This is a genomic window from Paracoccus salsus (assembly GCF_021556615.1).
Classification (GTDB): domain Bacteria; phylum Pseudomonadota; class Alphaproteobacteria; order Rhodobacterales; family Rhodobacteraceae; genus Paracoccus; species Paracoccus salsus.
The window spans coordinates 264,049-290,436 of sequence record NZ_JAKGGD010000001.1; the positions used below are offsets into that span (position 1 = coordinate 264,049).

28 protein-coding genes are annotated in these 26,388 nt (G+C 66.3%); 12 read left to right on the forward strand and 16 right to left on the reverse strand.

All coding sequences use genetic code 11. The annotated features are described in order from the left end of the window. Positions 1 to 57 precede the first annotated feature (57 nt). Positions 58 to 2,019 (forward strand): DNA topoisomerase IV subunit B, encoded by a 1,962-nt coding sequence (parE, locus tag L1965_RS01275; RefSeq protein ID WP_235754598.1) that lies wholly within the window; start codon positions 58 to 60, stop codon positions 2,017 to 2,019. Positions 2,020 to 2,022: 3 nt separating this feature from the next. Here the strand turns inward: parE and L1965_RS01280 are convergent, their stop codons facing one another. From L1965_RS01280 to L1965_RS01295, 4 genes are read right to left on the reverse strand one after another with little or no spacing between them, the layout of a single operon-like run. Further along, entirely contained in the window at positions 2,023 to 2,775 is a 753-nt protein-coding gene (locus tag L1965_RS01280) for an AbiU2 domain-containing protein (RefSeq protein WP_235754599.1), read from the reverse strand. Between the two features lie 52 nt (positions 2,776 to 2,827). After that, on the reverse strand, positions 2,828 to 3,235 hold the full coding sequence (locus tag L1965_RS01285) for a c-type cytochrome (RefSeq protein WP_235754600.1): 408 nt from the start codon (positions 3,233 to 3,235) through the stop codon (positions 2,828 to 2,830). Between the two features lie 49 nt (positions 3,236 to 3,284). Further along, positions 3,285 to 3,956 carry an ABC transporter ATP-binding protein gene (locus tag L1965_RS01290; RefSeq protein WP_235754601.1) on the reverse strand — a complete coding sequence of 224 codons (672 nt, stop codon included), beginning with the start codon at positions 3,954 to 3,956 and terminating at the stop codon, positions 3,285 to 3,287. Next, positions 3,949 to 5,250, reverse strand: coding sequence for a lipoprotein-releasing ABC transporter permease subunit (locus L1965_RS01295; protein ID WP_235754602.1), 1,302 nt, complete (start codon positions 5,248 to 5,250; stop codon positions 3,949 to 3,951). Before L1965_RS01295 ends, L1965_RS01290 begins: the two co-directional genes overlap by 8 nt. A gap of 134 nt (positions 5,251 to 5,384) precedes the next feature. Here L1965_RS01295 and radA point away from each other — a divergent pair, with 134 nt between their 5' ends. From radA to purF, 3 genes are all read left to right on the forward strand, one after another. Next, positions 5,385 to 6,761, forward strand: coding sequence for a DNA repair protein RadA (gene radA, locus L1965_RS01300; RefSeq protein ID WP_235754603.1), 1,377 nt, complete (start codon positions 5,385 to 5,387; stop codon positions 6,759 to 6,761). A gap of 40 nt (positions 6,762 to 6,801) precedes the next feature. Beyond that, positions 6,802 to 7,410 (forward strand): CvpA family protein, encoded by a 609-nt coding sequence (locus L1965_RS01305; protein ID WP_235754604.1) that lies wholly within the window; start codon positions 6,802 to 6,804, stop codon positions 7,408 to 7,410. 135 nt (positions 7,411 to 7,545) lie between these two features. Further along, positions 7,546 to 9,036, forward strand: coding sequence for an amidophosphoribosyltransferase (purF, locus tag L1965_RS01310; RefSeq protein ID WP_235754605.1), 1,491 nt, complete (start codon positions 7,546 to 7,548; stop codon positions 9,034 to 9,036). Between the two features lie 61 nt (positions 9,037 to 9,097). On the opposite strand, the gene L1965_RS01315 is transcribed toward purF, so the two are convergent. Genes L1965_RS01315 through L1965_RS01330 form a run of 4 tightly spaced genes read right to left on the reverse strand, consistent with a single transcriptional unit; the run spans position 9,098 to position 11,338 of the window. Next, positions 9,098 to 9,544 (reverse strand): NUDIX domain-containing protein, encoded by a 447-nt coding sequence (locus tag L1965_RS01315; RefSeq protein WP_235754606.1) that lies wholly within the window; start codon positions 9,542 to 9,544, stop codon positions 9,098 to 9,100. Continuing rightward, positions 9,541 to 10,581 (reverse strand): 5-(carboxyamino)imidazole ribonucleotide synthase, encoded by a 1,041-nt coding sequence (locus L1965_RS01320; RefSeq protein ID WP_235754607.1) that lies wholly within the window; start codon positions 10,579 to 10,581, stop codon positions 9,541 to 9,543. The genes L1965_RS01315 and L1965_RS01320 overlap by 4 nt, the downstream gene beginning before the upstream one ends. Continuing rightward, entirely contained in the window at positions 10,574 to 11,059 is a 486-nt protein-coding gene (gene purE, locus L1965_RS01325; RefSeq protein ID WP_235754608.1) for a 5-(carboxyamino)imidazole ribonucleotide mutase, read from the reverse strand. The genes L1965_RS01320 and purE overlap by 8 nt, the downstream gene beginning before the upstream one ends. Before the next feature lie 60 nt (positions 11,060 to 11,119). After that, positions 11,120 to 11,338 (reverse strand): YdcH family protein, encoded by a 219-nt coding sequence (locus tag L1965_RS01330; RefSeq protein ID WP_235754609.1) that lies wholly within the window; start codon positions 11,336 to 11,338, stop codon positions 11,120 to 11,122. A gap of 186 nt (positions 11,339 to 11,524) precedes the next feature. Between L1965_RS01330 and L1965_RS01335 the strand changes: the two genes are divergently transcribed. From L1965_RS01335 to L1965_RS01345, 3 genes are all read left to right on the forward strand, one after another. Further along, on the forward strand, positions 11,525 to 12,088 hold the full coding sequence (locus tag L1965_RS01335) for a hypothetical protein (RefSeq protein WP_235754610.1): 564 nt from the start codon (positions 11,525 to 11,527) through the stop codon (positions 12,086 to 12,088). 118 nt (positions 12,089 to 12,206) lie between these two features. Then, positions 12,207 to 12,617 carry an Hsp20 family protein gene (locus L1965_RS01340; RefSeq protein WP_235754611.1) on the forward strand — a complete coding sequence of 137 codons (411 nt, stop codon included), beginning with the start codon at positions 12,207 to 12,209 and terminating at the stop codon, positions 12,615 to 12,617. A 10-nt stretch (positions 12,618 to 12,627) separates the two neighbouring features. Further along, the gene (locus tag L1965_RS01345) at positions 12,628 to 12,855 is read left to right on the forward strand and encodes a DUF1150 family protein (protein WP_235754612.1); all 228 of its coding nucleotides are present in this window, start codon (positions 12,628 to 12,630) and stop codon (positions 12,853 to 12,855) included. Here L1965_RS01345 and L1965_RS01350 read toward each other — a convergent pair. From L1965_RS01350 to trxB, 4 genes are all read right to left on the reverse strand, one after another. Then, the gene (locus L1965_RS01350; protein ID WP_235754613.1) at positions 12,842 to 13,705 is read right to left on the reverse strand and encodes a TolB family protein; all 864 of its coding nucleotides are present in this window, start codon (positions 13,703 to 13,705) and stop codon (positions 12,842 to 12,844) included. The genes L1965_RS01345 and L1965_RS01350 overlap by 14 nt on opposite strands. Continuing rightward, on the reverse strand, positions 13,702 to 13,833 hold the full coding sequence (locus tag L1965_RS16000) for a hypothetical protein (RefSeq protein ID WP_277882921.1): 132 nt from the start codon (positions 13,831 to 13,833) through the stop codon (positions 13,702 to 13,704). Before L1965_RS16000 ends, L1965_RS01350 begins: the two co-directional genes overlap by 4 nt. 117 nt (positions 13,834 to 13,950) lie before the next feature. After that, complete coding sequence (locus L1965_RS01355; protein ID WP_235754614.1) at positions 13,951 to 15,660, reverse strand: bifunctional sulfate adenylyltransferase/adenylylsulfate kinase; 1,710 nt, start codon at positions 15,658 to 15,660, stop codon at positions 13,951 to 13,953. A gap of 318 nt (positions 15,661 to 15,978) precedes the next feature. Continuing rightward, the gene (gene trxB / locus L1965_RS01360) at positions 15,979 to 16,989 is read right to left on the reverse strand and encodes a thioredoxin-disulfide reductase (RefSeq protein WP_235754615.1); all 1,011 of its coding nucleotides are present in this window, start codon (positions 16,987 to 16,989) and stop codon (positions 15,979 to 15,981) included. A gap of 145 nt (positions 16,990 to 17,134) precedes the next feature. Here trxB and L1965_RS01365 point away from each other — a divergent pair, with 145 nt between their 5' ends. Together L1965_RS01365 and L1965_RS01370 are read left to right on the forward strand one after the other, a co-directional pair. Then, positions 17,135 to 17,635: an Lrp/AsnC family transcriptional regulator gene (locus L1965_RS01365; protein ID WP_235754616.1), complete on the forward strand. Its 501-nt coding sequence runs from the start codon at positions 17,135 to 17,137 to the stop codon at positions 17,633 to 17,635. Beyond that, positions 17,632 to 18,369, forward strand: a complete 738-nt coding sequence (locus tag L1965_RS01370) for a hypothetical protein (protein WP_235754617.1) — start codon at positions 17,632 to 17,634, stop codon at positions 18,367 to 18,369. Before L1965_RS01365 ends, L1965_RS01370 begins: the two co-directional genes overlap by 4 nt. A 647-nt stretch (positions 18,370 to 19,016) precedes the next feature. Here L1965_RS01370 and L1965_RS01375 read toward each other — a convergent pair. After that, positions 19,017 to 19,271 carry a hypothetical protein gene (locus L1965_RS01375; protein WP_235754618.1) on the reverse strand — a complete coding sequence of 85 codons (255 nt, stop codon included), beginning with the start codon at positions 19,269 to 19,271 and terminating at the stop codon, positions 19,017 to 19,019. Between the two features lie 236 nt (positions 19,272 to 19,507). On the opposite strand from L1965_RS01375, the gene L1965_RS01380 reads away from it, so the two are divergent. Beyond that, positions 19,508 to 19,699 (forward strand): DUF3008 family protein, encoded by a 192-nt coding sequence (locus L1965_RS01380; protein WP_235754619.1) that lies wholly within the window; start codon positions 19,508 to 19,510, stop codon positions 19,697 to 19,699. 293 nt (positions 19,700 to 19,992) lie between these two features. Here L1965_RS01380 and L1965_RS01385 read toward each other — a convergent pair whose 3' ends face one another. From L1965_RS01385 to L1965_RS01395, 3 genes are all read right to left on the reverse strand, one after another. Next, complete coding sequence (locus L1965_RS01385; RefSeq protein ID WP_235754620.1) at positions 19,993 to 21,852, reverse strand: SLC13 family permease; 1,860 nt, start codon at positions 21,850 to 21,852, stop codon at positions 19,993 to 19,995. A 194-nt stretch (positions 21,853 to 22,046) separates the two neighbouring features. Beyond that, entirely contained in the window at positions 22,047 to 23,705 is a 1,659-nt protein-coding gene (locus L1965_RS01390) for a BCCT family transporter (protein ID WP_235754621.1), read from the reverse strand. Positions 23,706 to 23,745: 40 nt separating this feature from the next. Then, entirely contained in the window at positions 23,746 to 24,159 is a 414-nt protein-coding gene (locus L1965_RS01395; RefSeq protein ID WP_235754622.1) for a universal stress protein, read from the reverse strand. Between the two features lie 641 nt (positions 24,160 to 24,800). Here L1965_RS01395 and L1965_RS01400 point away from each other — a divergent pair. After that, positions 24,801 to 25,061 (forward strand): metal-sensing transcriptional repressor, encoded by a 261-nt coding sequence (locus L1965_RS01400; RefSeq protein WP_235754623.1) that lies wholly within the window; start codon positions 24,801 to 24,803, stop codon positions 25,059 to 25,061. 7 nt (positions 25,062 to 25,068) lie between these two features. Further along, positions 25,069 to 26,388: an MFS transporter gene (locus L1965_RS01405; RefSeq protein WP_235754624.1), complete on the forward strand. Its 1,320-nt coding sequence runs from the start codon at positions 25,069 to 25,071 to the stop codon at positions 26,386 to 26,388.

Genomic DNA, 26,388 nt, shown 5'->3' on the forward strand with positions numbered 1-26,388 from the left:
GCTGCCACCCCGCGCATGAGATAGTCCTCAAAAGCCCGCAAGAAACGAGCAGACCCGATGGCCGACGACCTTCTCTCCGCCGCCGACGCGGCCGCTGACAGCTATTCCGCCTCGTCCATCGAGGTGCTCGAGGGGCTGGAACCGGTCCGCAAGCGGCCCGGCATGTATATCGGCGGCACCGACGAGCGCGCGCTGCACCATCTGGTCGCCGAAATCCTCGACAACTCGATGGATGAGGCCGTCGCCGGCCATGCCACCCGGATCGAGGTGGAACTGCTGGCCGATTTCAGCGTCGTGGTGCGCGACAACGGGCGCGGCATTCCGATCGACCCGCATCCGAAATTTCCCGGCAAGTCGGCGCTCGAGGTGATCCTCTGCACGCTGCACGCGGGCGGCAAGTTCTCGGGCGACGCCTACGAGACGTCGGGCGGCCTGCACGGGGTCGGCGCATCGGTGGTGAACGCGCTGTCCGACAGCCTGATCGTCCAGGTCGCACGCAACAAGGATCTGTTCGAGCAACGGTTCTCGCGCGGGGTGCCCGAGGGTCCGGTACAGAGGATCGGCGCCGCCCCGAACCGCCGCGGCACCACGGTGACCTTCCACGCGGACGAACAGATCTTCGGCCATCACCGCTTCAAGCCGGCGCGGATGCTGAAGATGGTGAAATCCAAGGCCTATCTGTTCTCGGGCGTCGAGATCCGCTGGAAATCCGCGATCGATGACGGCGAAACGCCGGTCGAGGCGACGTTCCATTTTCCGGGCGGGCTGGCCGACTATCTGTCGGAAACCCTGTCGGGCGCCTCGACCTATGCCGAACGTCCCTTCGCCGGCAGCGTCGATTTCAAGCGTTTCAACGCGCCGGGCAAGGTGGACTGGGCGATCAACTGGACGCCCTCGCGCGACGGCTTCATCCAGTCCTATTGCAACACCGTCCCCACGCCCGAGGGCGGCACCCACGAGGCCGGGTTCTGGGCGGCGATCCTGAAGGGCGTGCGCGCCTATGGCGAACGCGTCAGCAACAAGAAGGCCGCCCAGATCACCCGCGAGGATCTGCTGGCCGGGGGCTGCGCGCTGGTCAGCTGCTTCATCCGCGAACCGGAATTCGTGGGCCAGACCAAGGACCGGCTGGCCACCACCGAGGCCGCGCGCCTGGTCGAGAACGCCGTGCGCGACCATTTCGACAACTGGCTGGCAGCCGACACGAAATCGGCGGGCGCGATCCTCGATTTTCTGGTGCTGCGGGCCGAGGAACGCCTGCGCCGCCGGCAGGAAAAGGAAACCGCCCGCAAGTCGGCCACGAAAAAGCTGCGCCTGCCCGGCAAGCTGGTCGATTGTTCGAACAATGCGCGCGAAGGGACCGAGCTGTTCATCGTCGAGGGGGATTCGGCCGGCGGCAGCGCCAAGGCCGCCCGCGAACGCCAGACCCAGGCGCTGCTGCCGCTGCGCGGCAAGATCCTGAACGTGCTGGGGGCCGCGTCGTCCAAGATGGGCGCCAACCAGGAGATCAACGACCTCTGCCAGGCGCTTGGCGTGGGCATGGGCAGCAGGTTCAGCATCGATGACCTGCGCTATGACAAGATCATCATCATGACCGACGCCGACGTGGACGGCGCCCATATCGCATCGCTGCTGATGACCTTCTTCTTCACCCAGATGCGGCCGCTGATCGACCGCGGGCATCTGTATCTGGCCTGCCCGCCGCTGTACCGGCTGACCCAGGGCGCGCAGCGCATCTATGTCGCCGACGACGCCGAGAAAGAGCGGATGATGGCCAAGGGCCTGGGCGGCAAGGGCAAGATCGACGTCCAGCGATTCAAGGGCCTGGGCGAGATGGACGCCAAGGACCTGAAGGAAACCACGATGAACCCCCGCTCGCGCAAGCTGATCCGGGTCAGCATCGACGACGACGAGGGCGGCGAGACCGGCGATCTGGTCGAACGGCTGATGGGCAAGAAGCCGGAACTGCGCTTTGAGTACATTCAGGAGAACGCGCGGTTCGTCGAGGAACTGGATGTCTGACGTTCAGTCGTGCCGTGGTGGCGGCCGATAGTTCAGCCATTCCGGTTTCTCATGTAGTTCGCGCAAGGCCCTGATCTCGGGCGGCGTTCGTCTTGAATCGGCAGGCAGCGCCACCATCGACAATGCCTCCACCTCAATGGCCGCCAATCGTTCCCTGCCGTGATAAATTGTTCTAAGAAAGGCCACTTCGTCATCGTTGTGGCCCGACACAAGCTCTGTCGATATTTGCGTGTTGAAGACTGCGGAATAGACGACAACAAGCGTGGACCGCGCTACTTCGATGCAGGCTTCCACGTCGCTCCGTGAGACTCCTCCCATCTGCGTTTCGGAGAATGTGGCCTCGCGGTCTGAATGCGCAACGTGCCAGTTTCGACGATCCCTGAGGGGTCGGCAGAGACCTTGAAACACTTTGATCCGCCCAGAAAGGTCTTTCTTGAATGGCACGTCGTCCAGAAATGACAACAGGCTTGCAAAGCTGTTGTTGCTTTTGCCTGCTGATCTCGCGGCGTCAGCGGAACGACACAGGCTGAGGATCACATCGTCATAGAGCGCATCCTGAATTATACCGGCGGTTGTGCCAGACACACCATTCAGCAGCTCAACGCGCTCGTTGTTCGTGCCGTAGAAAGCACGGTAAACACGCCATTTAAGGCGGGTATGGACCAGTTCATTCACCAGGAACTCGACCAGTCGCTCGAGCGCGTCCACATTTTCTTGGCGGATGGCAAGGTGCCCGTCACGTTCAATCCCGGTCATCCAGCCACCTTGGAGGCTGCGGACGCGCTGTTCAAGGCATAGGTATGCTCTGTTATTCCTGCATCCCTTCCACATATTCCATCAGCGCCACCAGCCGCCAGGGCGTCGGCGTCTCGATGCCGTCGCCGGTATCGTAAAGCACCGTGCGCCCTTCCAGCAGGTCGCCGAATTGCGGCATCGGGCTTTCGCTGCGGCCCATCGTGTAGCCGTAGATATGGCTCATCACGCGGTTCTTGGGAAACACGCCGTCATTGTTGCGCGCAACCCGGGTGATGTCGGTGGGCCGAGGCTCCATGCCGGCGGCCGCCGGGCCGTCGCCCTTCCCGGTCGGGCCGTGGCAGTCCACGCACAGGTTCATGTAGTCGCTGCGGCCGGTCGTCACCTGCGTCTCGGGCGCGCAGGCTGCGATCAGTCCCGCCATCGCCACGGCGCCGATCCCGGCCAAATATACTGCCTTCATTGCTGCCCCCTCTGGTTTCTTTGCGCCGACTCTGCCCCGCCTGACTGTCTCAGGCAACCGTTTCGTTCAGCCGGATCACCCTGTCCATCCGCCTGGCCAGTGCGTGATTATGCGTGGCGATCAACGCCGACAGCCCGGTTTCGCGCACCAGCGCCATCAGCACCGCGAAAACCCGGTCCGAGGTTTCGGGGTCCAGGTTGCCGGTCGGTTCGTCGGCCAGCAGCAGCGAGGGCGCGTTGGCCAGCGCACGGCAGAACGCGACCCGCTGCTGTTCGCCGCCCGACAGCTCGGCCGGCCGGTGATCGGCGCGGTGGGCAAGGCCGACCCGGTCCAGCAGGTCGGCCGCGCGATCGGCGGCGGCGCGCGCGCGGGTTCCGTTCGCAAGCTGCGGCAGGATGATGTTCTCGGCCGCGGTGAATTCGGGCAGAAGATGATGGAACTGATAGACAAAGCCCAGCTCGCGACGCCGGGCCTCGGTGCGCGCCCTGTCCCCCAGCCCGGTCATGTCGCGGCCCTTGAGCAGCACCCGCCCGGCATCGGGCGTGTCCAGCAGCCCCGCGATATGCAGCAGCGTGGACTTGCCGGCCCCAGAGGGCGCGACCAGCGCGACCACCTCGCCACGCGCCACCGTCAGGTCCAGCCCGCGCAGCACCTCGACGGGCGCCGGTCCGGTCCGGCCATAGGTCTTGCCGACCGCCTCCAGCCGCAGCACCTCACTCATAGCGCAGCGCCTCGACGGGGTTCATGCGCGCGGCCCGGCGCGCGGGAAAGATCGTCACGATGAAGGACAGCGTCAGCGACAGCCCGACGGCGCGCAGGATGTCCCAGGCGCGCAATTCGGCGGGCAGACGATAGATGCCACGCACCTCGGGCTGCCACGCCCCGCCGCCGGTCAGCGCGTTGATGGCCGCCATGATGCTGTCCACGTTCAGCGCCAGAAGCACGCCCAGCACGACCCCGGCCAGCGTGCCAAGCACCCCGGTGAAGGCGCCGCACAGGAAGAACACCCGCAGCACCGCGCCCTCGGTCAGCCCCATCGTCCGCAGGATGCCGATATCGCGCCCCTTGTTCTTGACCAGCATGATCAGCCCCGAGGTGATGTTCATCGACGCGATCAGCACCAGAACCGACAGGATCACGAACATCACGTCGTCTTCCATGTCCAGCGCCGCGAGGAACGACCCCGAGGCGTCGCGCCAGGTCCAGACCTGCGCGCCCGGCCCCGCCGCCTGCAACAGCGGCAGGGTCCAGTCGCCGACCTTTTCGGGATCATCGACGAAGACTTCGATCTCGTCGGCCACGCCCTCGCGGTTGAAATAGCCCTGCGCCTCGGCGATCGGCATGTAGATGCGGGTGCGGTCGATGTCATAGCGCCCGGCGCTGAAGACATAGGTCACCTCATAGGCCTTGACGCGCGGCGTTGTGCCGATGGGTGTGCGCGCGCCTTCGGGCGCGATCAGCCGGACCTTGTCGCCGATCCCGACGGCCAACTCGCGCGCGATCCCCGACCCGATCGCGATACCGCCGCCGAAATTTTCCACATCGCCGACCGACGTCGCCGGATCGACGATTCGCGGCATCGCGGCCAGATCACCGGCGGACACGCCGAACACCTCGGCGACATTGGAACTGTCATTCGCGGTCGCCATCACCTGCCCGCGGATGATCGGCGCCGTCCGCACCACACCGGGAATCCCGGCCAGCGTGGCCGCCATCGCGTCATAGTCGCGGATCCGCCCCGGCACGACATAGACATCGTCGGTGAACGCGTTCTCGACGCGCTCGGGCGCCATGTAGACCGTGCTGTGGGCGTTCGCCCCCAGGATCGTGTCCACGAATTCCGCCCGGAAACCGGCCCGCACCGACAGCGTGGCGATCAGCGCCATTACCCCCAGCGCGATCCCGATCAGGCTGATCCACGTCATCACGCTGACCCCGCCCTCGGCACGGCGCGCGCGCAGATAGCGCCAGGCGATCAAGAACTCGTAGCGGGAAAAGGGCGCTGGACTGGACATGGGCGGACCTTGCGGAAATCGCGCAGACCCTGACCGCGCGGCAGGCAAAGATCAAGCCGACAAAGCCGTGAGCGCGCCGCAGCAAGGCAATACTCATGTTGCGGGCTGGGCCCCCAGATGCCACAACATGTGGCATGGTCAAACCCGTCTCTGCCTTCACCTGTTCGGAATGCGGCGCCGCACACAAGAAATGGTCCGGGCGTTGCGACGCCTGCGGCGCCTGGAACAGCATCGTCGAAGAGGCGCCTCTGTCGCAGGGTCCCGGTCGCGGACTGGGCGCCGCCAAGGGCCGCAGGGTGGCCTTGTCCGCGCTTGCCACCGATGAGCCGCCACCACCCCGCCGGCAGTCGGGCCTGGCAGAGCTTGACCGGGTGCTGGGCGGCGGCCTGGTGCATGGCTCGGCGGTGCTGGTCGGCGGCGATCCCGGCATCGGCAAGTCGACCCTGCTGCTGCAGGGCGCGGCAGCCTTCGCCCGCAAGGGGCTGAGCGCCATCTATATCAGCGGCGAAGAGGCCAGCGCCCAGGTTCGCATGCGCGCCCAGCGGCTGGGGCTTGCCGACGCACCCGTCAGGCTGGGCGCCGAGACCAATCTGCGCGACATCCTGACCACGCTGGACACCGAACGCCCGGACCTTGCGATCATCGACTCGGTCCAGACGCTGTGGTCCGACACGGTCGACGCCGCGCCGGGCAGCGTGGCCCAGGTCCGCGCCGCCGCGCACGAGCTGGTGACCTTCGCCAAGCGCCGTGGCGTCGCGGTGGTGCTGGTCGGCCACGTCACGAAGGACGGCCAGATCGCCGGCCCGCGCGTGGTCGAGCACATGGTCGATACCGTGCTGTATTTCGAGGGCGAGCGTGGCCATCAGTTCCGCATCCTGCGCAGCGTCAAGAACCGCTTCGGACCCGCCGACGAGATCGGCGTGTTCGAGATGACCGGCGCCGGACTGGCCGAGGTCGCCAATCCTTCGGCGCTGTTTCTCAGCGAACGCGGGCAGCCCTCGCCCGGCAGCGCGGTCTTTGCGGGCATCGAGGGCACGCGCCCGGTGCTGACCGAGGTGCAGGCGCTGGTCGCGCCCTCGACGCTGGCCTCGCCGCGCCGCACGGTCGTCGGACTGGACAGCGGCCGGGTCAGCACCATCCTGGCCGTCCTCGAGGCGCGCTGCGGCATTCCGTTCGCCGGTCTCGACGTGTTCCTGAACGTGGCGGGCGGGATGCGGGTCAACGAACCGGCCGCCGATCTTGCGATCGCCGGGGCGCTGCTCTCGGCGCGCGAGGACAGTGCCCTGCCGCCCGAAGCCGTGCTTTTCGGCGAAATCAGCCTGTCCGGCGCGCTCCGTCCCGTCGCACAGGCCGAAAACAGGTTGAAAGAGGCACAGAAACTTGGTTTTTCACAGGCGATTTTGCCCGAAGGCCAGAAGGTCGAGGGCACGGGAAACAGTCGCGGCGGCATGAGCACACGGCGCATTGCCGATCTGACGGGATTTGTGGGTGAGGTTTTCGGCGCCGGCTGAACCACCTGAATTTCAACGATATCCGGCGCAGGGGCAGAACATGGACGGATTCACGATCATTGACGCGGTGGTGGCCGCAGTCATCATTCTTTCGGCGATCCTGGCCTGGTCGCGGGGATTCGTGCGCGAATCGCTGGCCATCCTGGGCTGGATCGCGGCCGCCGTCCTGGCCTTCCTGTTCGCCGCCACCGCGCGCCCCATGATCGCGCAATTGCCGGTTCTGGACCGTTTCCTGGGCGACAGTTGCGAACTCGCCACGATCGCCGGATTCGCGGTGGTGTTCGCGCTGGCGCTGGTGGTGTTCTCGATCGTCACGCCGCTGTTCTCGTCGGTGGTGCAAAGATCGGCACTGGGCGGCATCGATCAGGGCATGGGCTTCCTGTTCGGGGTGGTGCGGGGCATCCTGCTGGTCGCCATCGCCTTCATCGTCTACGACCGCGTGATGACCAGCCAGCAGGTGCCGATGGTCGAGAATTCCCGCTCGGCGCAGGTCTTCGAGCGGATGCGCGGCCAGATGGACGAGCAGATCCCCGATGACGCGCCGGGCTGGATCGTCAGCCGCTACGAACAGATGGTGCGCGGCTGCAACGCGACGGAAACCGTTTCTCCCGACGCCACCCCGCAGCCGGATGCGCCGGAATCGAACTGATCCCCGCCCGCATCCTGGCCGGGAGGTGACCGTTTCGTGACGAAAAACCGCCCCCGTTCTTGCGCGGGGGCGTGACTTTGCACTCCACGGGCCCTACATAGCTCTCGACAGCCCAAAGCCATTCAGGATGCCGCGATGCAACCATTCCTGGCCCATCCGTTCGATTCGGACCGCCTGCATGAAGAATGCGGGATCTTCGGTGCGACCGGCGTGGCCGACGCCTCAAGCTTTGTCGCCCTTGGGCTGCACGCCCTGCAGCATCGCGGACAGGAAGCGGGCGGCATCGTGGCCCACGACCCCGAGCATGGCTTCAACAGCGCCCACCGCTTTGGCTATGTGCGCGACAACTTCACCAAGGCCGATGTGATGGGCACGCTGCCGGGGCCGCTGGCCATCGGCCATGTGCGCTATTCGACCGCCGGCACCAAGGCCGCCACCGCGATCCGCGACGTGCAGCCGTTTTTCGGCGAGTTTCACATGGGCGGCTGCGCGATCGCGCATAACGGCAACATCACCAATGCCGCCGCCCTGCGCCGCGAACTGATCGAGCGCGGCTCGATCTTCCAGTCCTCGTCGGACAGCGAATGCATCATCCACCTGATGGCGCGCTCGATCCAGCGCAACATCCCCGAACGGATGAAGGACGCGCTGCGCCGCATCGAGGGGGCGTTCAGCGTGATCGCGATGACCCGCACCAAGCTGATCGGCGTGCGCGACCCGCTTGGCGTGCGGCCGCTGGTGCTGGGCAAGGTCGGCGATGACGGCTTCGTGCTGGCGTCCGAGACCTGCGCGCTGGACATCATCGGCGCCGAGTTCCTGCGAGAGATCGAGCCGGGCGAGATGGTCGTGATCTCGCGCGGCAAGATCGAGACCTCGCGCCCCTTCGGACCCTCCACGGGCCGGTTCTGCATCTTCGAGCATGTCTATTTCTCGCGCCCCGATTCGATCATCGGCGGGCGGTCGGTCTATGAAACCCGTCGCCAGATCGGCGTGGAACTGGCCCGCGAGGCACCGGTCGAGGCCGATCTGGTCTGCCCCGTCCCCGACAGTGGCACCCCCGCCGCCATCGGCTATGCCCAGGAATCGGGCATCCCCTACGGCATGGGGATCATCCGCAACCAGTATATGGGCCGCACCTTCATCGAGCCGAGCGAGCAGATCCGCAACATGGGCGTCCGGCTGAAGCTGAACGTGAACCGGGCGCTGATCCGCGGCAAGCGCGTGGTGCTGGTCGATGACAGCGTGGTGCGCGGCACCACCAGCCGCAAGATCAAGGACATGATCGTCGAGGCCGGCGCCGCCGAGGTGCATTTCCGAATCGCCTCGCCGCCGACCGCGTGGCCATGTTTTTACGGTGTGGACACGCCGGATCGCGACAAGCTGCTGGCGGCGCAGATGTCGACCGAGGAAATGCGGAACTGGATCGGGGTGGACAGCCTGGCCTTCGTGTCGCTGGATGGGCTGTACCGGGCCGTCGGCGAGGCCAAGGGCCGCGACACGAAATGCCCGCAATATTGCGACGCCTGTTTTTCGGGCGATTACCCGGTCGCGCCCTTCGACCAGCTTGAGCGCGGCTTTCGCATGAAGCCCGGATCCGAGACGGCGGTGACCGAGGCGGCCGAATAGGCTTGCCCCCCGCCCTCCCCCGGATTGCCCGACGAGATATCGGCATCCTGGCCGGACCGGATCAGGGAACGATCGGCTCAAGCGGGTCGTAATGCGCCGCGCCGTTTCCCCAGACCGCACCGGCCAGCCCATCGGGTTTGTGGCGCAGCCCGGCCAACCCGCGGCGCGACACCCAGCGAAAGCGGTTCACGACGCAATCGGGGTCATCGAGGGCGATCGCATCGCTGCCTGCGAGGGTGGCGCGGAAATGCAGCTCGACCTGGTGAAAGCCGCTCTGGGGGTCGTGGAACTCGTTCACCAGGATCGGGACGCCGACCCGGATCACCAGGCCGGTTTCCTCGGCGACCTCGCGGATCAGGTTCTGGTGCAGCGACTGGCCGGGTTCGACGCCGCCACCGGGCAGGCACCACAGGTCGCTGCGGGACCCCGGATAGGCGTTGACCATCAGCAGCCGGTCGCGATGCAGGATCGCCGCGCGCACCGCCAGCCGAGGCCGCTCCGGCCTCATGGCGCGATCAGGTTGACATGCCCCATCTTGCGGCCGGGACGCGCGGCGCCCTTGCCATAGAGATGCAGCTGCGCGCCCGGCATCGCCAGCAGTTCGGGCACACGGTCGATCTCGTCGCCGATCAGGTTTTCCATCACCACGTCGACATGCCGCCTGCCATCACCCAAGGTCAGGCCGGCGATGGCGCGGATATGCTGTTCGAACTGGTCCACAGCGCAGCCGGCCTGGGTCCAGTGGCCCGAATTATGCACCCGCGGGGCGATCTCGTTCACGATCAGCCCCGCGCCGGTCACGAACAGCTCGACCCCCATCACCCCGACATAGTCGAGCGCGTTGACGATCCGGCCGGCGATCAGCACGGCGTCGGTCGTCAGCCCCGCCGGCAGCCCGCATGGCACGGTGGTGGTCCGCAGGATCCCGCCGCGATGCACGTTCAGCCCGGGATCGAAGGCGGCCACCCGGCCATCGGCGCCACGCGCGACGATCACGCTGATCTCGGCCGAGAAATCCACGAAGCCCTCGAGCACCGAGGGCGCGCCCGGCCATTCGACCGGCCCGCCGCCGTCCTCGATCCGGACCTGCCCCTTGCCGTCATAGCCCATGCGCCGTGTCTTGAGGATCGCGGGCCGGCCGATCCGGTCGATCGCCGCATCCAGATCGGCCTGGTCCGGCACGTCGGCGAAGGGCGCGGTCAGCAGGCCGATCCCGTTCAGGAAGGTCTTTTCGGTCAGCCGGTCCTGCGACACCGCCAGAGCGTGCCGGTTCGGGCGGATCGGACGGATCGATTCCAGCAGATCCAGCGCCGAGGTCGGCACGTTCTCGAATTCATAGGTGATGACATCGACCGAATCGGCAAATTGCCGCAGCGCCGCGACGTCCTCGTAGGGCGCGGTCGTCAGCGCATGGGCCACATCGCCGGCCGGTGCCGCCCCCGGCTCATAGACATGGCAGCGCAGCCCAAGCCGGCTGGCCGCGACCGACAGCATCCGGCCCAGCTGGCCGCCGCCCAGGATCCCGATGCTGCGGATCTCAGTCATCGGACGGCTCCTCGGGGATCGAGGCCGAAAGCGCCGCGCGCCAGTCATCGAGCCGCCGCGCCAGCGCCGGATCGCCCAGGGCCAGGATCCCGGCGGCCATCAGCCCGGCATTGGCGGCTCCCGCCGCGCCGATCGCCATGGTCGCGACCGGAAAGCCACGGGGCATCTGCACGATCGAGTAAAGCGAATCGACCCCCGACAGCGCGCGCGTCTGGACCGGCACGCCGATCACCGGCACGCGGGTCTTTGAGGCCATCATGCCGGGCAGATGGGCCGCGCCGCCCGCCCCCGCGATGATCACCTTCAATCCGCGCTCGACGGCGGTCCTGCCATAGTCCCACAGCCGGTCCGGCGTCCGATGGGCGCTGACGATCCGCGCCTCATGGGCCACGCCCAGCTCGTCCAGCACGGCCGCCGCCTCGCGCATGGTCGGCCAGTCGGACTGGCTGCCCATGATGATTCCCACCGGCTTTTCCATGTGGCCCGTCCCCCTTGCTGTCTTGCCGCACGCCATAGCGCGCAGGCGCTGTCATCGCAATCAGGCGATGATGTCCGGGGTCAGTTCGTCCTCGATCCGGGCGATCTTGTCCTTCAGCACCAGCTTTTGTTTCTTCAGCCGCTGCAAGGCCAGCGACGAGGTCAGCTGTTTCGAGGCCAGCGCCGCGATCGCCTCGTCCAGATCGCGATGCTCGCAGCGCAGCGCGACCAGCTTGGCGCGGATGATTTCCTCATGGGACATTTCATGGTGCACGTTCATCTGGCGATCTGCCTGTTGGCGCTTGGACGCTGTTTTTCAGCTTATAGCCTTTCGGAACGGCACTGTTAACTGAATCCTTCAATTGCCGGGCATCGCGGGGCCGACCTGTCTATTCGGCGCGGTTGCGTGATGAGGCCGCAAGCGCGACACTGCGAGTCACCGGGATCGGCAGCAGGGGACGATCAGATGAAGGCGATCAGGGTACTGGCCATACTCGCCGCGGTGACCATGCCGCTGGCCGCGCAGGCCCAGATGGACGAGGACGAGATGCAGCGCTGTGTCTGGCGCTGCCTGGCCGATTCGCCGGGCGCGGCAAGCCAGCAATACGATGCCTGCGTGCAGCGGATGTGCGTGAACCCGGCCCCGCCCCGCGCGCAGCCCTCGGGATGGGGCAATACCGGCGATGCCTCGGGTGGCGGGCAGATGGCCTCGATCACCGTCGGGCTCAGCACGCTGGCCTATTCCTGCCAGCCCGGCAAACCCGCCGTGCTGGGCATCGACGGGCTGCCGGGGCCGTCCGACGGAATCATCGTGACCGTCGACGGGCGCGAGTTCCGGCCCCGCTTCGCGCGACAGAACACGGTGCATTACACCGTGCTGCCGCCCGGTTCCGACCTGCTGGCGGCGCTGCTGGCGGGCCGTTCGGCGCAGCTGCGCAACCCGGCCGGCAAAAGCGTCTCGGGCTTTCCGCTGGCCGGCTCGGCGCGGGCGATCGGCGTCGCGATGGCGCGCTGCGGGATCAGCCGCTGACCAGACCCCGGCGCCGCGGGATCTTGTTTCGCGGCGGTATGATGCACATATTTGCTGTCGAAGCGGATCGCCGTCACGGGGTCCGCAATGACCAGTCGCTTGAACGGAGAGGGCTGAGATGACAAAGATTTCTCTGGGGGCGCATCCCTATCTGCTGGGTTTCGACCAGCTCGAGCGTCTGGCCGAACGTGCCGCGAAGGGCGCCGAGGGCTATCCCCCCTACAATATCGAGCATATCGCCCCTGACGGGTTCCGCATCACGCTGGCCGTGGCCGGATTCGCCGAGGACGATCTGTCCGTCACCACCGAGGACCGTCAACTGGTCATCCGCGGCCGCATGGCCGAACCGGACGATCAGCGGGTCTTCCTGCATCGCGGCATCGCCGCGCGGGCCTTCCAGCGCAGCTTCGTGCTGGCCGATGGCGTCGAAGTCGAGTCCGCCCGCATGGAAAACGGCCTGCTGCATATCGACCTCAAGCGCCGGACCACGCAGCAGTTGGTGCAGACAATTCCGATCAGCCGCAGATAAGGGGATCACCATGGATACAGAATTCGATTTCGGCGATACCGAAGACCAGAACATTGTCTATATCCGCCGGGTTGCGACCAGCACCCTGCCGGACGAGATCCAGCAACAGCTGCCCGGCGTGGACAGCATGTATGCCGTGCACGACACCGATGGAGAGCGTCTTGCGCTGGTGCGCGAACGCGCGATGGCCTTCATGCTGGCCCGCCAGAACGAACTGACGCCGGTCAGCGTCCACTGACCCGCGCAGGGTTCGCGCCCCTGTCGGCGCGCAGCGGCACCGCCTCGGGCGCATAGCGCATGAAGGCGAAAGCCTGTCCGTCGGGCGACCAGCAGGGCACGTTAAGCGAGCCCTGGCCTCCGAACAGATCCACGATCCGGCGCCGCCGGCTGCCATCCGGCGCCATCAGCCACAGCGACACGTCGCGATCGCGCGGATGGCCCTCGGTGCCGGGCGGATAGGCCAGGTAGACCACATGGTTCCCATCGGGCGAAGGATGGGGAAACCAGTTCACGTTGGCGTCGCGAAAGACCGGCGCGGCATCCCCGCCATCGACCCCGACCCGCCACAGCTGGGCGTGCCCCGTCGCGTCCGAATTGAACCACACGAACCGTCCGCAGGCCGAGAAGTCCGGCCCGTCGTGATGGCCCGGCTGTGGCGTCAGCACCTGTTCCGTGCCGCGATCCAGGTCCAGCACCGCGATCCGCACCACCCGGTCGCGGCGCGCGCAGGCATAGGCGATCCGCCGGCCATGCGCCCCATGCCACCAGCTTGGCCGCGCCAGTGCCAGCTCGCGCGGGCCATCGGCCTCCAGCAGGTAGATGCCGGCGCCGCTCTCGTCGTGGCACGAGAATGCGATCCGCCCATCCGGCAGGACGCCGTGATCGTTGTTGCAGCGCGCCAGCCCGCCCGTGTCGATCGGCGTCAGCCCCGACGGATCGGCGCGCCACAGCCGCCCTTCGGCGTTGACGAGGAACCATCCTTCGGGATGCCAGTTGGGCGCCTCGATCAGCCGCGGGCTGCGCAGCACCACACGAATCCCGCCGGTCGCGATGTCGAAGACTTCAAGCGAGGATCTCCATCCGCTCATGTCGCGCCCGCCCCGATCATCGGCGCCTGCACGTGCGCCCCGAAGCGCCCGGCAAGATCGCTGCCCGCCATCGACCCCGGCGCAGACGGCGCGGTCGCCAGCCCGTAATCCGCGTCGCGGCCTGTCATCTGGTCTCCTTTCCTGGACGGGTCGGACCGGTCGCCGCGGCCGCATCCTGCCCCCAAACGCATGCGGCCCCGCCCGGAACAGGGCGGGGCCGCGATCCGGTCATGGCGCCTGCCGGTTCAGTTCAGGCCGATCAGCCCCATCCCTTCCAGTTTCAGCAGCACCTGATGGGCGCAGTTGTCCACCTCGATATCCTGCGTGTCGACGCGCAGTTCCGGCTGCCTGGGCTCTTCGTAGGGGTCCGAGATGCCGGTGAACTCCTTGATCTTGCCCTCGCGCGCCAGCTTGTACAGGCCCTTGCGGTCGCGGCGCTCGCATTCCTCGAGGCTGGTCGCGACATGCACCTCGACGAAGGCGCCATATTGTTCGATCATCTCGCGCACGGCACGGCGGGTCGCGGTGTAGGGCGCGATCGGCGCGCAGATCGCGATGCCGCCGTTCTTGGTGATCTCGGACGCGACATAGCCGATGCGCTTGATGTTGATGTCGCGATGTTCCTTGGAAAAGCCCAGCTCGCTCGACAGGTGCTTGCGGACCACGTCGCCGTCCAGCAGCGTGACGGGCCGGCCGCCCATTTCCATCAGCTTGACCATCAGCGCATTGGCGATCGTCGACTTGCCACTGCCCGAAAGCCCGGTGAAGAACACCGTGAAGCCCTGATGCGCGCGCGGCGGCGAGGTGCGGCGCAATTGCTGGACCACTTCGGGAAAGCTGAACCACTCCGGAATTTCCAGGCCTTCGCGCAGCCGGCGGCGCAGTTCGGTGCCGCTGATGTTCAGCACGGTGACGCCCGGTTCGATCTCGTCGGCGGGTTCGTACTGGGCGCGCTCCTGCACATAGACCATGTGCTTGAAATCAACCATCTCGACGCCGATCTCGTCCTGGTGCTGGCGATACAGGTCCTGCGCGTCATAGGGACCGTAGAAATCCTCGCCGGCGCTGTTCTTGCCCGGTCCGGCGTGGTCGCGGCCGACGATGAAATGCGTCGCGCCGTGGTTCTTGCGGATCAGCCCGTGCCAGACCGCCTCGCGCGGGCCGGCCATCCGCATCGCCAGGTTCAGCAGCGACAGCGTGGTGGTGGCCGAAGGGTATTTGTCCAGCACCGCCTCGTAGCAGCGCACGCGCGTGAAGTGATCCACGTCGCCCGGCTTGGTCATGCCGACGACCGGATGGATCATCAGGTTGGCCTGCGCCTCGCGCGCGGCGCGGAAGGTCAGTTCCTGATGCGCGCGGTGCAGCGGGTTGCGGGTCTGGAACACCACGACGCGGCGCCAGCCCAGCTTCTTGAACTGCGCGCGCAGTTCGTTCGGCGTGTTGCGGCGACCGCGGAAATCGTAATGCGTCGGCGTCTGCAATCCCTTGACCGGGCCGCCCAGATAGACCGGACCGGCCACATTGTGCAGATAGTTCACGGCCGGATGGGCCAGGTCGTCCGCGCCATAGACATGTTCGGCCTCGAGCGCCTTGTTCGGCACCCATTTGTCGGTGACCGACATGATCGCCAGGATCACGCCTTCCTGGTCGCGCAGCGCGATGTCGGTGCCCGGCGCCACGCCTTCGGCGAATTTCTCGCTGACATCCAGATTGATCGGCATCGGCCACAGCGCGCCCGATGACAGCCGCATGTCCTTCACGACGCCATCGTAATCGGCTTCGGTCAGGAACCCCCTCAGCGGCGTGAAGCCGCCATTCATCAGCAGTTCCAGATCGCAGATCTGGCGCGGGGTCAGATCCCAGCTGGGCATCCTGCCCGCTTCGTCCTTCAGCGCGGCGGCGGCCTCTTCAGAGACGTAAAGTTCGGGAATCGGCGTCTGGTTCGGATGGGTCATGTCGAATGCTCGGCTGTTCGGTATACGGAATGGCGCCGCGTCTGCGCAGGGCGGTTCGCGCCGTCGGCACGCCCATAGACCCGCCGTTGCGGACATACAACCATGCGCCCGTCGTGTCCGCGCCGATTTCCGCGCGATGCTGCCCGAACGCCGCGGAGACGCGCGGAACGCCCCTGCGTCGCGGGCGCATGCCGCACGAACAGCGGTCCCGGCGGACAGGCCGGTGCGGAACATCCGTTCAGCCGCCGGCATCGCGGCAGCAATTCCGTTCGTTTCCGCACCCCGAGACCCGAAAGCCACAGCCCGGAGGACGCGCCTCTATTGCGCCGTCGCCGCCTCGGGCAGCTCGGCGGCGGCCGGATCGGGCATGCCGGCCTCGTCATGCTCGGCAAGCCACGCCTCGGCGTCCAGCGCCGCCATGCAGCCCATCCCCGCGCTGGTCACCGCCTGCCGATAGATATGATCGGTCAGGTCGCCCGCCGCGAACACGCCGGGGATCGAACTCCGCGTCGATCCCGCCTCGACCTTCACATAGCCGCCATTGTGCAGCTCAAGCTGGCCCTTGACCAGTTCGCTGGCCGGCGCATGGCCGATCGCCACGAAGACGCCGTCGGCCGCGACCGCGCGCGTGCTGCCATCCTTGGTCGATTTCAGCACCGCCCCGGTCACGCCCAACGGATCGTCGGCACCCGTGACCTCGGCCAGCTCGTGGTCCCAGACGATCTCGACCTTGGGGTTCCGGAACAGCCGGTGCTGCAGGATCTTCTCGGCGCGCAGGCTGTCGCGGCGGTGAACCAGCGTCACCTTGCTGGCGAACTTGGTCAGGAACAGCGCCTCCTCGACCGCGGTGTTGCCGCCGCCGATCACCAGCACCTCGCGGTTGCGATAGAAGAAGCCGTCGCAGGTCGCGCAGGCGCTGACCCCGAAACCCTTGAACTTCTCCTCGCTCGGCAGGCCCAGCCAGCGCGCCTGCGCGCCGGTCGCCAGGATCACCGCATCGGCGGTCACCCGCCGGCCGCTGTCGCATTCCGCCACGAAGGGCCGCTGCGCCAGATCCAGCCGGGTCACGACGTCGGTGACGATCTCGGCGCCCATGGCCTTCGCGTGCGCCTCCATCTTCACCATCAACTCCGGCCCCTGGATCTCGACCTCGCCGGGCCAGTTCTCGACCTCGGTGGTGATGGTCAGCTGGCCGCCCGGCTGCATGCCCTGGATCAGCATCGGCTCCAGCATCGCGCGGGCGCCATAGACGGCCGCGGTATAGCCCGCCGGCCCCGAGCCGACGATCAGAAGTTTCACGTGCGTGCGTTCAGTCATCTTGCGCCTCATCAGCCATTTGATGCACAGCTAACCCTTGGGCGCGGCTTCTGCAACGCGACCCCGCATCCCGCCTTGCCCCCGAAAGAATGTTGCGCGCACCCGGCCCGCATTGTAGTTTCCCGAAACGCCGCAATCCAATCCAAGAAAGAGCAGCATGGCTGGCGCGAAACTGGACGACATCGACCGCAAGATCCTGGCCGAGCTGCAGGCCGACGGTCGGATGACGAATGTCGAGCTTGCGCGCCGCGTCGGCATCTCGGCCCCGCCCTGCCTGCGCCGCGTCCGCACGCTGGAAGAGCTGGGCTTCATCCGCGGCTATCACGCCGATATCGACGCCCGCGAGCTGGGCTTCGAGGTGCAGGTCTTCGCGATGGTCCGTCTGGCCTCGCAATCCGAACGCGACCTGTCCGCCTTCGAGGATCTGGTGCGCCGCTGGCCGCTGGTGCGCGAATGCCACATGCTGAACGGCGAGATCGACTTCATCCTCAAATGCGTCTCGCCCGACCTGTCCAGCTTCCAGCGCTTCCTGACCGAAAACCTCACCGCCGCCCCCAACGTCGCCAGCGTCAAGACCTCGCTGGTCATCCGCGCCGCCAAGGACGAACCCTCGGTGCCGTTCGAGGTGGTCGAGAAGAGGGTGCGGGAGGCGGGGTGATTTTCCCCATGATCCCCGAGGCGTCCGGTCTCTACTTCGTCGGGATTTCTGGCGACGACCTTGTTCCGATCGATCACAACCCCTCGCGGCGCGATGTCTGCATCAGGGTCAACAGGCTGAACAGCAAGTTCGGACAGGCGCGAAATCTGAAACAGCGATACAGAAGCTACCAGCGCAGCTTCGGCGCAGCGCGGGTCGATTTTCAGGTCCTGCTGCTGACCCGGGACACAGAGGCCGTCGAGCGAGACATGAAAAACAGCTTCGGCGCCTTCCGGATGAGGGGACGCACTGGCCGGCTCCACGAATGGCTGCACGGCATCGACCCTCGCGATGCGTTGCGCATCGCGCATGAGGTCTGTGCCCGGCACGGTGCCACGGATCGCGCCTCAGACGCTCTGGGCGCCGAAGCCCTGACCCGGCCTTCGCGCGAAAGGCAGAGGCGGACAGAATTCGACGTCGGGCCGGTCGACGGAGCGGAAATCGTCAAGGCGCTGGACTATCTGCACCGCGTGTCGTTGCCCAAAGAACTGATTGTTCGGCTGCATCATTCGGAAAAGCCGTCAGAGACGGTCAGCGCGGCGCTCACCTATTTCACGAAGCACAGGAACGCGCGGTTTGGCGCAAGGAACAGGCTATACGGCCATCGACTGATCTTCGTGGCCAGCCAGCATGGTCTTGGTCGGGGCACTCTCCACGACCTGTGCAAGCGCGCGATCCAGAATTTTCCCGCCTGAACCTGTCACCACCCGTTAACCCACCGTGCGTTGTCGGTGTACAGCCTGTGCACGCGCGGTGCAGCCCTGGTGCACGCTCTGTGCGGGCCCAAACCCAGCACCCGCTGACCCGGATCCCCTTCCCGCGCCCCAGAAGTCCTCACGCAACGCACGCTGCCGTTGCGCGCATGTTGCGCGGCGCCTCCGCTCGCTGCCCGCAGGTCGGACAGGCCGTCCACACCATGCCCTCCGAGGCGGCTTGCCGGATGGACCGCTCCGCGCTGCGCAAGGCCATTGCCAAGGACCGGGGGGCCGGCCTGCACCCGCCCTGCGTTATCGCCATCTCCGGAACCGTCAACGCCGGCTGCCGAACGCCGCATTGGACAGGACCCTGCAAACGCAGCGAATGGCAGGTCTGGTGATGCTGCGAGGCCTTGATGATGTGTCCGCCACCCCCCCCCCGGGGGGGCGGGGAGACGGCATCGCTGTGCCAGGGTGGGTCTGATCGGGGCTCGTCAGTCGATGAATGGTGACGGCTCGATCGCAACGGGCAGACGCCCAGAACCGGACGGAAACGGTTCGCAGCGGCGCGGCGTTTCCTTGCCGAGGCGTAAGCCGGCGTTCAAATCTGGTGCATGCCTATCTCGGATTTCCTCCATGACGCCGGATCATGACGAAAGGAGATGGCGCCGTGCCTGGGGCAAGACGGCGCCGCGGGGCTCGAGACACATCATCTTGGACATCACCCGGCAGATGGTGCTGCCGTGTTGCTTTGCCCTTTGGAGGAACCGGCATGGCGGAAGCACGCCGAGGCTGCGCAGCGCCTCCATCGACCGGACGGACGTCCCTTCGGTGACGATGCCCCTGGCAGCATTGATCTTGATCGCAGCGCGGATCGCCGCCATCTGCACGATCTTGCCCATCGCAAGGCACGGCCGCCGAGACCTGCTGGCCGGCTGTGCAATCATCGAGCAGGGTGATATGATTTCTGATCGGCAAATGGCGGTCGGGGTCACGGACCGTCCGCTTGGCCGCACACGGTTTGCGCCAGCGTCCCCGCATCCCGGACAGAGCCAGGGGACCACGGCTATCGTTCCAACGCGCGCGTCGTGTCCTTCCCTCATCCACGGCGCGTCGGCCACATTGCCAGGAGACAGCCATGCCAGCCAGATCGAAAGCACAGCAAAAGGCGGCCGGGGCCGCCCTCGCCGTCAAGCGGGGCGAGGCCGACAAGTCCAGCCTGAAAGGCGCGTCGAAAGAGATGTTCGACACCATGACGGAAGAGGAACTTGAAGACTTCGCCGCCACCTCGCACGAAAATCTGCCCGACAAGGTTGACGAAGACGACTGACCGGCTGGGATACGAAGGCCAGGTTCGCATTTTCCGCTGCGACCGGGCAGTGCGCCGACATGGGCAATATGCGCGCAAGGCCCACGCTCATGATGAAGCTTGACCAGGCGGTGGTGATGGCGGGGTGGGAAAATTCCGAGAACGCCTTGGCCCGGGTCACAAGCCCGCCAGGCGCCAGCGCCGACAGTCCCAGCAGCGCCACGAGGTCCATCCGGACCCATCGGGTCACGACGAAAGCCGGCGCGACCAGCCGAGTTGCAGGAACCAGTCCGATCTCGGCTGTCTGCGGCCCCTTACAATGGCCAGACGATCAGCAACAGCGGGATGCTGACCGCGACCACAAGCACCTCGAGCGGCAGGCCAAGTCTCCAGTAGTCGCCGAAGCCGAAGCCGCCGGGACCGAGGATCAGGGTGTTGTTCTGGTGGCCGATGGGGGTGAGGAAGGCGCAAGAGGCGCCGATGGCCACGGCCATCAGGAAGCTGTCGGGATTGACACCCAATGTGGCGGCGATGCCGATGGCGACGGGGCAGAGCACTGCGGCGGTGGCGGCGTTGTTCATCACGTCCGACAGGAACATGGTGGTGACCAGCACCACCGCCAGCGCGGCGACGGGGTTGCCCTGCGCGATGGTCTCAACCAGAAACCGCGCCAGCAGGTCGGCGGTACCCGTGACTTGCATCGCCCCCGCGACCGGGATCAGGGCCGCCAGAAGCACGATCACCGGCCAGTCGATCGCGGCATAGACCTGCCGCGGGGGAAGCGTGCGCAACAGCATCGACGCGATCACCCCAAGCGTGAAGGCCGCCGCTGCCGGCAGCAAGCCGGCGGTGACGATACCCACCGATCCCAGCATGATCGCACCCGCGATGACTGCCATGCGCTTGTCGGGAATGCGCAATTCGCGCTCGCCAAGCGGCACGCAGCCGGTGTCGTTGACGAACTCCGAGATCACCTCGGCGGGACCCTGCATCAGCAGCAGGTCGCCCGATTTCAGCTTGAGCGTGCGCAGCCGTGTCTTCGGTGGCTGCCCCTTGCGCGACACCGCCAGAAGATTCAGCCCGTAGCGTGTGCGCAACCGCAGGTCGCTGGCCGAACTTCCCACGATGCTGGAACCGGGGAGCACGGCCAGTTCGCGAAGCACGATGCTGTCGTCAGGCTTGCTGTCATCGTCTTCCGCGTCATCCTGTGCCTCGCTGGATGTTTTCCCGTCCTTCCCGGCGTTGGCTGATTCTGCTTCTGTCCTGTCGTCGTCTTTCGAGGACGCCTCCTCTTCTTCCAGCTTGATCCCAAAGACCGACAGCGCCTTGGCCAGGGTCTCGACATCGGCCTCCAGGATCAGGATGTCTCCTTCGCGGATGCGGCGGCCGCCAGACGGTGCGGTCATCCGCACCTCGTTGCGCACCAGGCCCACGATCTGCGCCTCGCTGTCCTCGATCTTGCTCTCGAACTGGCGCAGGGTCAGGCCAACGGCCTTGCTGTCCTCCGGCACGCAGACTTCGGTCAGATAGGAGCCTGTCTCGAACCCTTCTGCCCTGGCCGCCTTGCGTATCGGCACCAGACGCCAGCCGACCAGCGCCACGAAGGCCGCGCCCAGAACCGCCACCGCCGCGCCCACCGGGGCAAAGTCGAACATGCCGAAATCGCCCAGCCCCGCCTCGGCGCGAAACCCCGAGACGATCAGGTTTGGCGGCGTGCCGATCAGTGTGGTCATGCCGCCCAGGATGGTGCCGAAGGACAGCGGCATCAGCACCTGTCCCGGGGTCAGCTCCAGCCGATCCGACAGTTGCACCGCAACCGGCATCAACAGCGCCATGGCGCCGACGTTGTTCATGAACCCGGACAAGAGCACGCCCAGCCCCATCAGCGTGGCCATGCTCGTCAATCGCCCGGCCTTCTGCGGCAGCACGGTCCGCGCCAGCCAATCGACGGCGCCAGTGTTCTTCAGGCCCTGGCTCAATATCAGGACGCAGGCCACGGTGATCACCGCCGGATGACCGAAGCCCGCAAAGGCGTCCGCCGCCGGCACCAACCCGGTGACCACGCAGGCCATCAGCGCCATCAGCGCCACGATGTCGTGTCGGAACCGGCCCCACAGGAACAGGCCCATCGTCGCGATGAGGATGGCAAGGATCAGCATCTGCGGGGTGGTCATCTGAAGGGCTCGCGTCTCTGCATAGCCCCGACAAGATCAGAGCCGCCGTTCTTGCGCAAAAGGGAATTGCCGCCTCTGTCTTTTCCAGACTCCGACCCGGGTGACACGGTCAGCGGCAGGGTCCAGGGCATATTCCGCGCGACGTGTCGGCGGCATCCCGGCGCTGCAACGATGCAGCGCCGGGACGTCTTGTGTCAGCGCGGTTCGTTCAGCAGCCCGCGCACGACCGCGTAGCAGGCGGCCAGCAGGACCACTGTGAACGGCAGGCCGGTGGACACCGCCATCGCCTGCAACGCTGCCAGCCCGCCGCCAAGGAGAAGCGCAATCGCGACCACGCCCTCGAAGCTGGCCCAGAACACGCGCTGGAACACCGGTGCGTTGGTCTTGCCCCCTGCGGCGATCGTGTCGACCACCAGCGAGCCGGAGTCCGACGAGGTGATGAAGAACACCACCACCAGAACGATCCCGATGAAGGAGGTGATCGCCGTCAGCGGCAGCTGGGTCAGCATCTGGAACAGCTTCAGCTCCAGCGCGGCATCCTGAACGGCCGTGTAGCCATCGTTCACCACCTGCCCGATGGCCGTCCCGCCCAACGCGGTCATCCACAGCACCGACAGCACCGTCGGCACGATCAGCACGGCGATCAGGAACTCGCGCACCGTCCGGCCCCGGCTGACGCGGGCGATGAACATGCCCACGAACGGTGACCAGCTGATCCACCAGGCCCAGTAGAAGGCCGTCCAGCCGCTGGCGAAGTTGCTGTCCTCGCGCCCGAAGGGCATCGACAGCGCCGGCAGGTGCCGGCCATAGGCGACCAGGTTGTCGAAGAACCCGGTCAGGATGGCCATGGTCGGCCCGGCCAGGATCACGAAGGCCAGCAGCAGCGCCGCAAGACCCATGTTGACCTCGGACAGCACCTTGACCCCGCCTTCAAGCCCGCGGATGATCGAAACGATGGCGATCAGCGTGATCACGATGATCAGCAGGATCAGCATCGAATTGCCGGTTCCCATACCGAACAGGAAGTTCAGCCCTGCCGCCGCCTGCTGCGCGCCGATCCCCAGCGAGGTGGCCAGCCCGAAAATCGTGGCGAGCACGGCCAGGATGTCGATGATGTGGCCCGGCCAACCCCAGACACGTTCGCCGAAGATCGGATAGAAGCACGACCGCAACGTCAGCGGCAGGCCCTTGTTGTAGCTGAACAGCGCCAGCGACAGCGCGACCACGGCATAGATCGCCCAGGGGTGCAGACCCCAGTGGAAGATCGTCGCCGCCATGCCCAGCCGCCGCGACTCGACTTCGTTTCCTTCGGCGCCGCCCAGGGGCGCCCAGTCGGTGCGCAACCCGTCCTCGCCGACGGTGATGCCGCCCATCGCGGACGAGTAATGCGACATCGGCTCGGACACGCCATAGAACATCAGCCCGATGCCCATGCCCGCCGCGAACAGCATCGAGAACCAGCCCATATAGCTGAAATCCGGCGTGGCTTCGGTCCCGCCAAGGCGCACCTTGCCCAGAGGCGAGATGATCAGTCCCAGACAGACGAGGACGAAGATGTTGCCCGACAGCAGGAAGAACCAGTCCAGATTGCCCGTGAGCCAATCGCGCAGGCCGACGAACAATGGCTCGACTTCAGTCTGGAAAGCCATCGTCAGAAAGACGAAAAGCATGATGCTGACCGCGGAGACCGAAAAGACGATCTTGTGGATGTCCCAGTCGAGCGCGACGGTGCCGCTGAAATTGTCCTGGCCGATGTCGTAATTGGTCTGAATGATCTCGGTTTCGCCTTCAGGTTCGGGGATCGCCTCGACCTCCGGCTGTTCGACCTGTGGATCCTGTTCGTTTTCGTTCATCTTGTCCCTCCTCGTGTGTGCAATTCTTTCGCTGGTCGCTTCAGCGTATGACGAAAACCGAGATCTCTGCATGCTCGGCGACATGCCCGCCATGCGACGGCAGGATCCAGTCCAGCATCCGGGGCGGGTGGCTCGCCATCACCACCAGATCGGCGCCGGTATCCTTCACGGCCTTCAGGATCAGCTTGTTGATCTCGGCCGCCGGATCGGTGCTGACGACCGCCAGCCCCTCGGCCGTGATGCCATGTGCTTTGGCCTGCTCGGCGGCAAAGTCCGCAAGCTTGGCTTCGTATTCCTTCGGGTTGTGGGCAACGGCGCCCGGCGTCTCTTCGGTCACGCCCATATAGACAACGCTTGCCGCATGATGCCCGGCCTCGGCGGCGGCGACAGCCAATGCCTTCTGCAATCGGTCCAGATGGCCCAGATCGACCGGGACCAGAATTTTCTTGAACATGACGTTTCCTCCTCACTGTTTTGGTTCGGCCCGATCAGCCGTGCAGCCGGTTCACAAAAGCTGGCGCGGACGGCCTTTCTTACGCCATGGCGTCCCAGATGACCGTGACAAAACGACACAGCTGGCTGATATGCGACGCCGACCTTACACGATTTTCAGCGCAATTGTAAAAGGCTAAGGATAGAACACATTGATGTCTATAGCCGTTTTTACGCTCAAGTGGATCTTTTGGGTCTTCCACCCGCAGCAAGCGCGAGATGGAAGCCGAGCGGCGAGGCGCCCGAACAGAATTCGACCGATCAGTCAGGCACCCGTCGCGCGCAGTTGAATGCGCTGTGCCATGGCCGGTCACGGGCCGTGCTGCGGTTCCGTCCGGGCTTGCCGGGCTTCGATCTGACGATCATCGGCAACTGAATCGTGTTCGCGCGCGACAGGATAGCTCCAGGTGCCGTACTCGGCCGGGACGGAGCCGTTCGCCGTGGCCGACATTCTGCGCCAGCGCGGGCGCGATGCGGGTCATGGGTCACGGGTCATGGCGGCCGGCCTGATCAGGTGACGCGGGGCCGCCCGCCCGTCGTCAGTTCGCGATCGCGTGCGCGGGCTGAGTTGCTCTATCCTCTCGGGGAGGATAGCGTCCTTCCATGACAAGGCCGCATGTGCACGCAACCCATCCCGCCCTGATCGCCCGGCTGAAACGTGCCGACGGCCACCTGCGCGCCGTGATCGGCATGATCGAGGCGGGCAAGCCCTGCCTCGAGATCGCGCAGCAGCTTCAGGCGGTCGAGAAGGCGGTGGTGAACGCCAAGCGGGCGCTGATCCACGACCACGTGGACCATTGCCTGGATGCCGATCACTCGCTCGCGGACCGCGATGAACTGAAAACCATCTCCCGTTACCTTTGAGGCCCCCGTGCTGGAAGTCCTTGCCGACCGGACCTATCGCCATCTCTTCGCCGCGCAGGTCGTGGCGCTTCTGGGCACGGGTCTTGCCACTGTCGCGCTCGGGCTTCTGGCCTACGATTTGGCGGGCGATAACGCGGCGATGGTGCTGGGCACGGTCTTCACCATCAAGATGGTGGCCTATGTCGGCATCGCCCCGATCGCCGGCGCGTTCGCGAACCGGGTGAACCGTCGGGCGCTTCTGGTTGCGCTGGATCTGGTTCGGGCGGGTGTCGCGCTGTGCCTGCCTTTCGTGACCGAGGTCTGGCAGGTCTACGTGCTGATCTTCCTGCTGCAATCGGCGTCTGCCGCCTTCACGCCGACCTTCCAGGCGACCATCCCGGACGTGCTGCCCGACGAGGCGCGCTACACGCGGGCGCTGTCGCTGTCGCGGCTGGCCTATGACCTCGAGAACATCGTCAGCCCGATGCTGGCCGGGCTCCTGCTGGCGGTGGTGAGCTACAACTCCCTCTTCCTTGGAACGGTGGTGGGGTTTGCGGCTTCGGCGGCGCTGGTCGTCTCGGTCCTGCTGCCTTCGCCGAAACCAGCCGAGCCGCGCGGCATCTACGACCGCACGACGCGCGGCATCCGCATCTACCTCGCGACACCACGCCTGCGCGGCCTGCTGGCGCTGAATCTCGCCGCCGCCGCTGCGGGTGCGATGGTGCTGGTGAACTCGGTGGTGCTGGTGCGCAGCACGCTGGGGCTGGACGCATCCGCGCTGGCATGGACGCTGTTCGCCTTCGGCGCGGGCTCGATGTTGGCAGCCCTTGCGCTGCCGAAGCTGCTCGACCGCGTGCCGGACCGGCCGGTGATGGTCGCCGGGGCCGCGCTCATGGTCCTGACGCTCCTCGGTCTCGCCGGAGAGGTCGCCGCCCTTGGGCTGAACTGGCCCGTCCTCCTTGGCGCGTGGCTGTTGGTGGGCCTGGGGTATTCGGCGGTGCTCACACCCTCAGGCCGCCTGCTGCGACGGTCCGCCCATGCGGAGGATCGCCCCGCGCTCTTCGCCGCCCAATTCGCGCTCAGCCATGCCTGCTGGCTTGTGACCTATCCGCTTTCCGGCTGGCTGATGACGCAGTTCGGACCGGTCGCGGCCCTCGGGACGCTTGCGGCGCTGGCAGGCGTCGGCGCGCTATCGGCTCTGCGCCTCTGGCCAAAGGAGGATCCAGAGATCCTCGAGCACAGCCATGACAACCTGCCGCTCGACCACCCCCATCTCAAGGGTGCGCGGCGTCACGCGCATCCGTTCGTCGTGGACGACCAGCATCCCCGCTGGTCGTCACAGCTCTGA

Excerpts from the sequence above, each read along its gene's own strand:
- L1965_RS01365 (WP_235754616.1), top strand. The coding sequence starts at position 17,135 with ATGGCTGGCGCGAAACTGGACGACATCGACCGCAAGATCCTGGCCGAG.
- L1965_RS01330 (WP_235754609.1), bottom strand. The coding sequence starts at position 11,338 with ATGAACGTGCACCATGAAATGTCCCATGAGGAAATCATCCGCGCCAAG.
- parE (WP_235754598.1), top strand. The coding sequence starts at position 58 with ATGGCCGACGACCTTCTCTCCGCCGCCGACGCGGCCGCTGACAGCTAT.
- L1965_RS01380 (WP_235754619.1), top strand. The coding sequence starts at position 19,508 with ATGCCAGCCAGATCGAAAGCACAGCAAAAGGCGGCCGGGGCCGCCCTC.
- L1965_RS01315 (WP_235754606.1), bottom strand. The coding sequence starts at position 9,544 with ATGAGGCCGGAGCGGCCTCGGCTGGCGGTGCGCGCGGCGATCCTGCAT.
- L1965_RS01345 (WP_235754612.1), top strand. The coding sequence starts at position 12,628 with ATGGATACAGAATTCGATTTCGGCGATACCGAAGACCAGAACATTGTC.
- L1965_RS01400 (WP_235754623.1), top strand. The coding sequence starts at position 24,801 with ATGACAAGGCCGCATGTGCACGCAACCCATCCCGCCCTGATCGCCCGG.
- L1965_RS01280 (WP_235754599.1), bottom strand. The coding sequence starts at position 2,775 with ATGACCGGGATTGAACGTGACGGGCACCTTGCCATCCGCCAAGAAAAT.
- L1965_RS01375 (WP_235754618.1), bottom strand. The coding sequence starts at position 19,271 with ATGGGCAAGATCGTGCAGATGGCGGCGATCCGCGCTGCGATCAAGATC.
- L1965_RS01290 (WP_235754601.1), bottom strand. The coding sequence starts at position 3,956 with ATGAGTGAGGTGCTGCGGCTGGAGGCGGTCGGCAAGACCTATGGCCGG.
- L1965_RS01355 (WP_235754614.1), bottom strand. The coding sequence starts at position 15,660 with ATGACCCATCCGAACCAGACGCCGATTCCCGAACTTTACGTCTCTGAA.
- trxB (WP_235754615.1), bottom strand. The coding sequence starts at position 16,989 with ATGAGGCGCAAGATGACTGAACGCACGCACGTGAAACTTCTGATCGTC.
- L1965_RS01350 (WP_235754613.1), bottom strand. The coding sequence starts at position 13,705 with ATGAGCGGATGGAGATCCTCGCTTGAAGTCTTCGACATCGCGACCGGC.
- L1965_RS01335 (WP_235754610.1), top strand. The coding sequence starts at position 11,525 with ATGAAGGCGATCAGGGTACTGGCCATACTCGCCGCGGTGACCATGCCG.
- purE (WP_235754608.1), bottom strand. The coding sequence starts at position 11,059 with ATGGAAAAGCCGGTGGGAATCATCATGGGCAGCCAGTCCGACTGGCCG.
- L1965_RS01390 (WP_235754621.1), bottom strand. The coding sequence starts at position 23,705 with ATGAACGAAAACGAACAGGATCCACAGGTCGAACAGCCGGAGGTCGAG.
- L1965_RS01320 (WP_235754607.1), bottom strand. The coding sequence starts at position 10,581 with ATGACTGAGATCCGCAGCATCGGGATCCTGGGCGGCGGCCAGCTGGGC.
- L1965_RS01285 (WP_235754600.1), bottom strand. The coding sequence starts at position 3,235 with ATGAAGGCAGTATATTTGGCCGGGATCGGCGCCGTGGCGATGGCGGGA.
- L1965_RS01305 (WP_235754604.1), top strand. The coding sequence starts at position 6,802 with ATGGACGGATTCACGATCATTGACGCGGTGGTGGCCGCAGTCATCATT.
- radA (WP_235754603.1), top strand. The coding sequence starts at position 5,385 with ATGGTCAAACCCGTCTCTGCCTTCACCTGTTCGGAATGCGGCGCCGCA.
- L1965_RS01340 (WP_235754611.1), top strand. The coding sequence starts at position 12,207 with ATGACAAAGATTTCTCTGGGGGCGCATCCCTATCTGCTGGGTTTCGAC.
- L1965_RS16000 (WP_277882921.1), bottom strand. The coding sequence starts at position 13,833 with ATGACAGGCCGCGACGCGGATTACGGGCTGGCGACCGCGCCGTCTGCG.
- L1965_RS01385 (WP_235754620.1), bottom strand. The coding sequence starts at position 21,852 with ATGACCACCCCGCAGATGCTGATCCTTGCCATCCTCATCGCGACGATG.
- L1965_RS01295 (WP_235754602.1), bottom strand. The coding sequence starts at position 5,250 with ATGTCCAGTCCAGCGCCCTTTTCCCGCTACGAGTTCTTGATCGCCTGG.
- purF (WP_235754605.1), top strand. The coding sequence starts at position 7,546 with ATGCAACCATTCCTGGCCCATCCGTTCGATTCGGACCGCCTGCATGAA.
- L1965_RS01395 (WP_235754622.1), bottom strand. The coding sequence starts at position 24,159 with ATGTTCAAGAAAATTCTGGTCCCGGTCGATCTGGGCCATCTGGACCGA.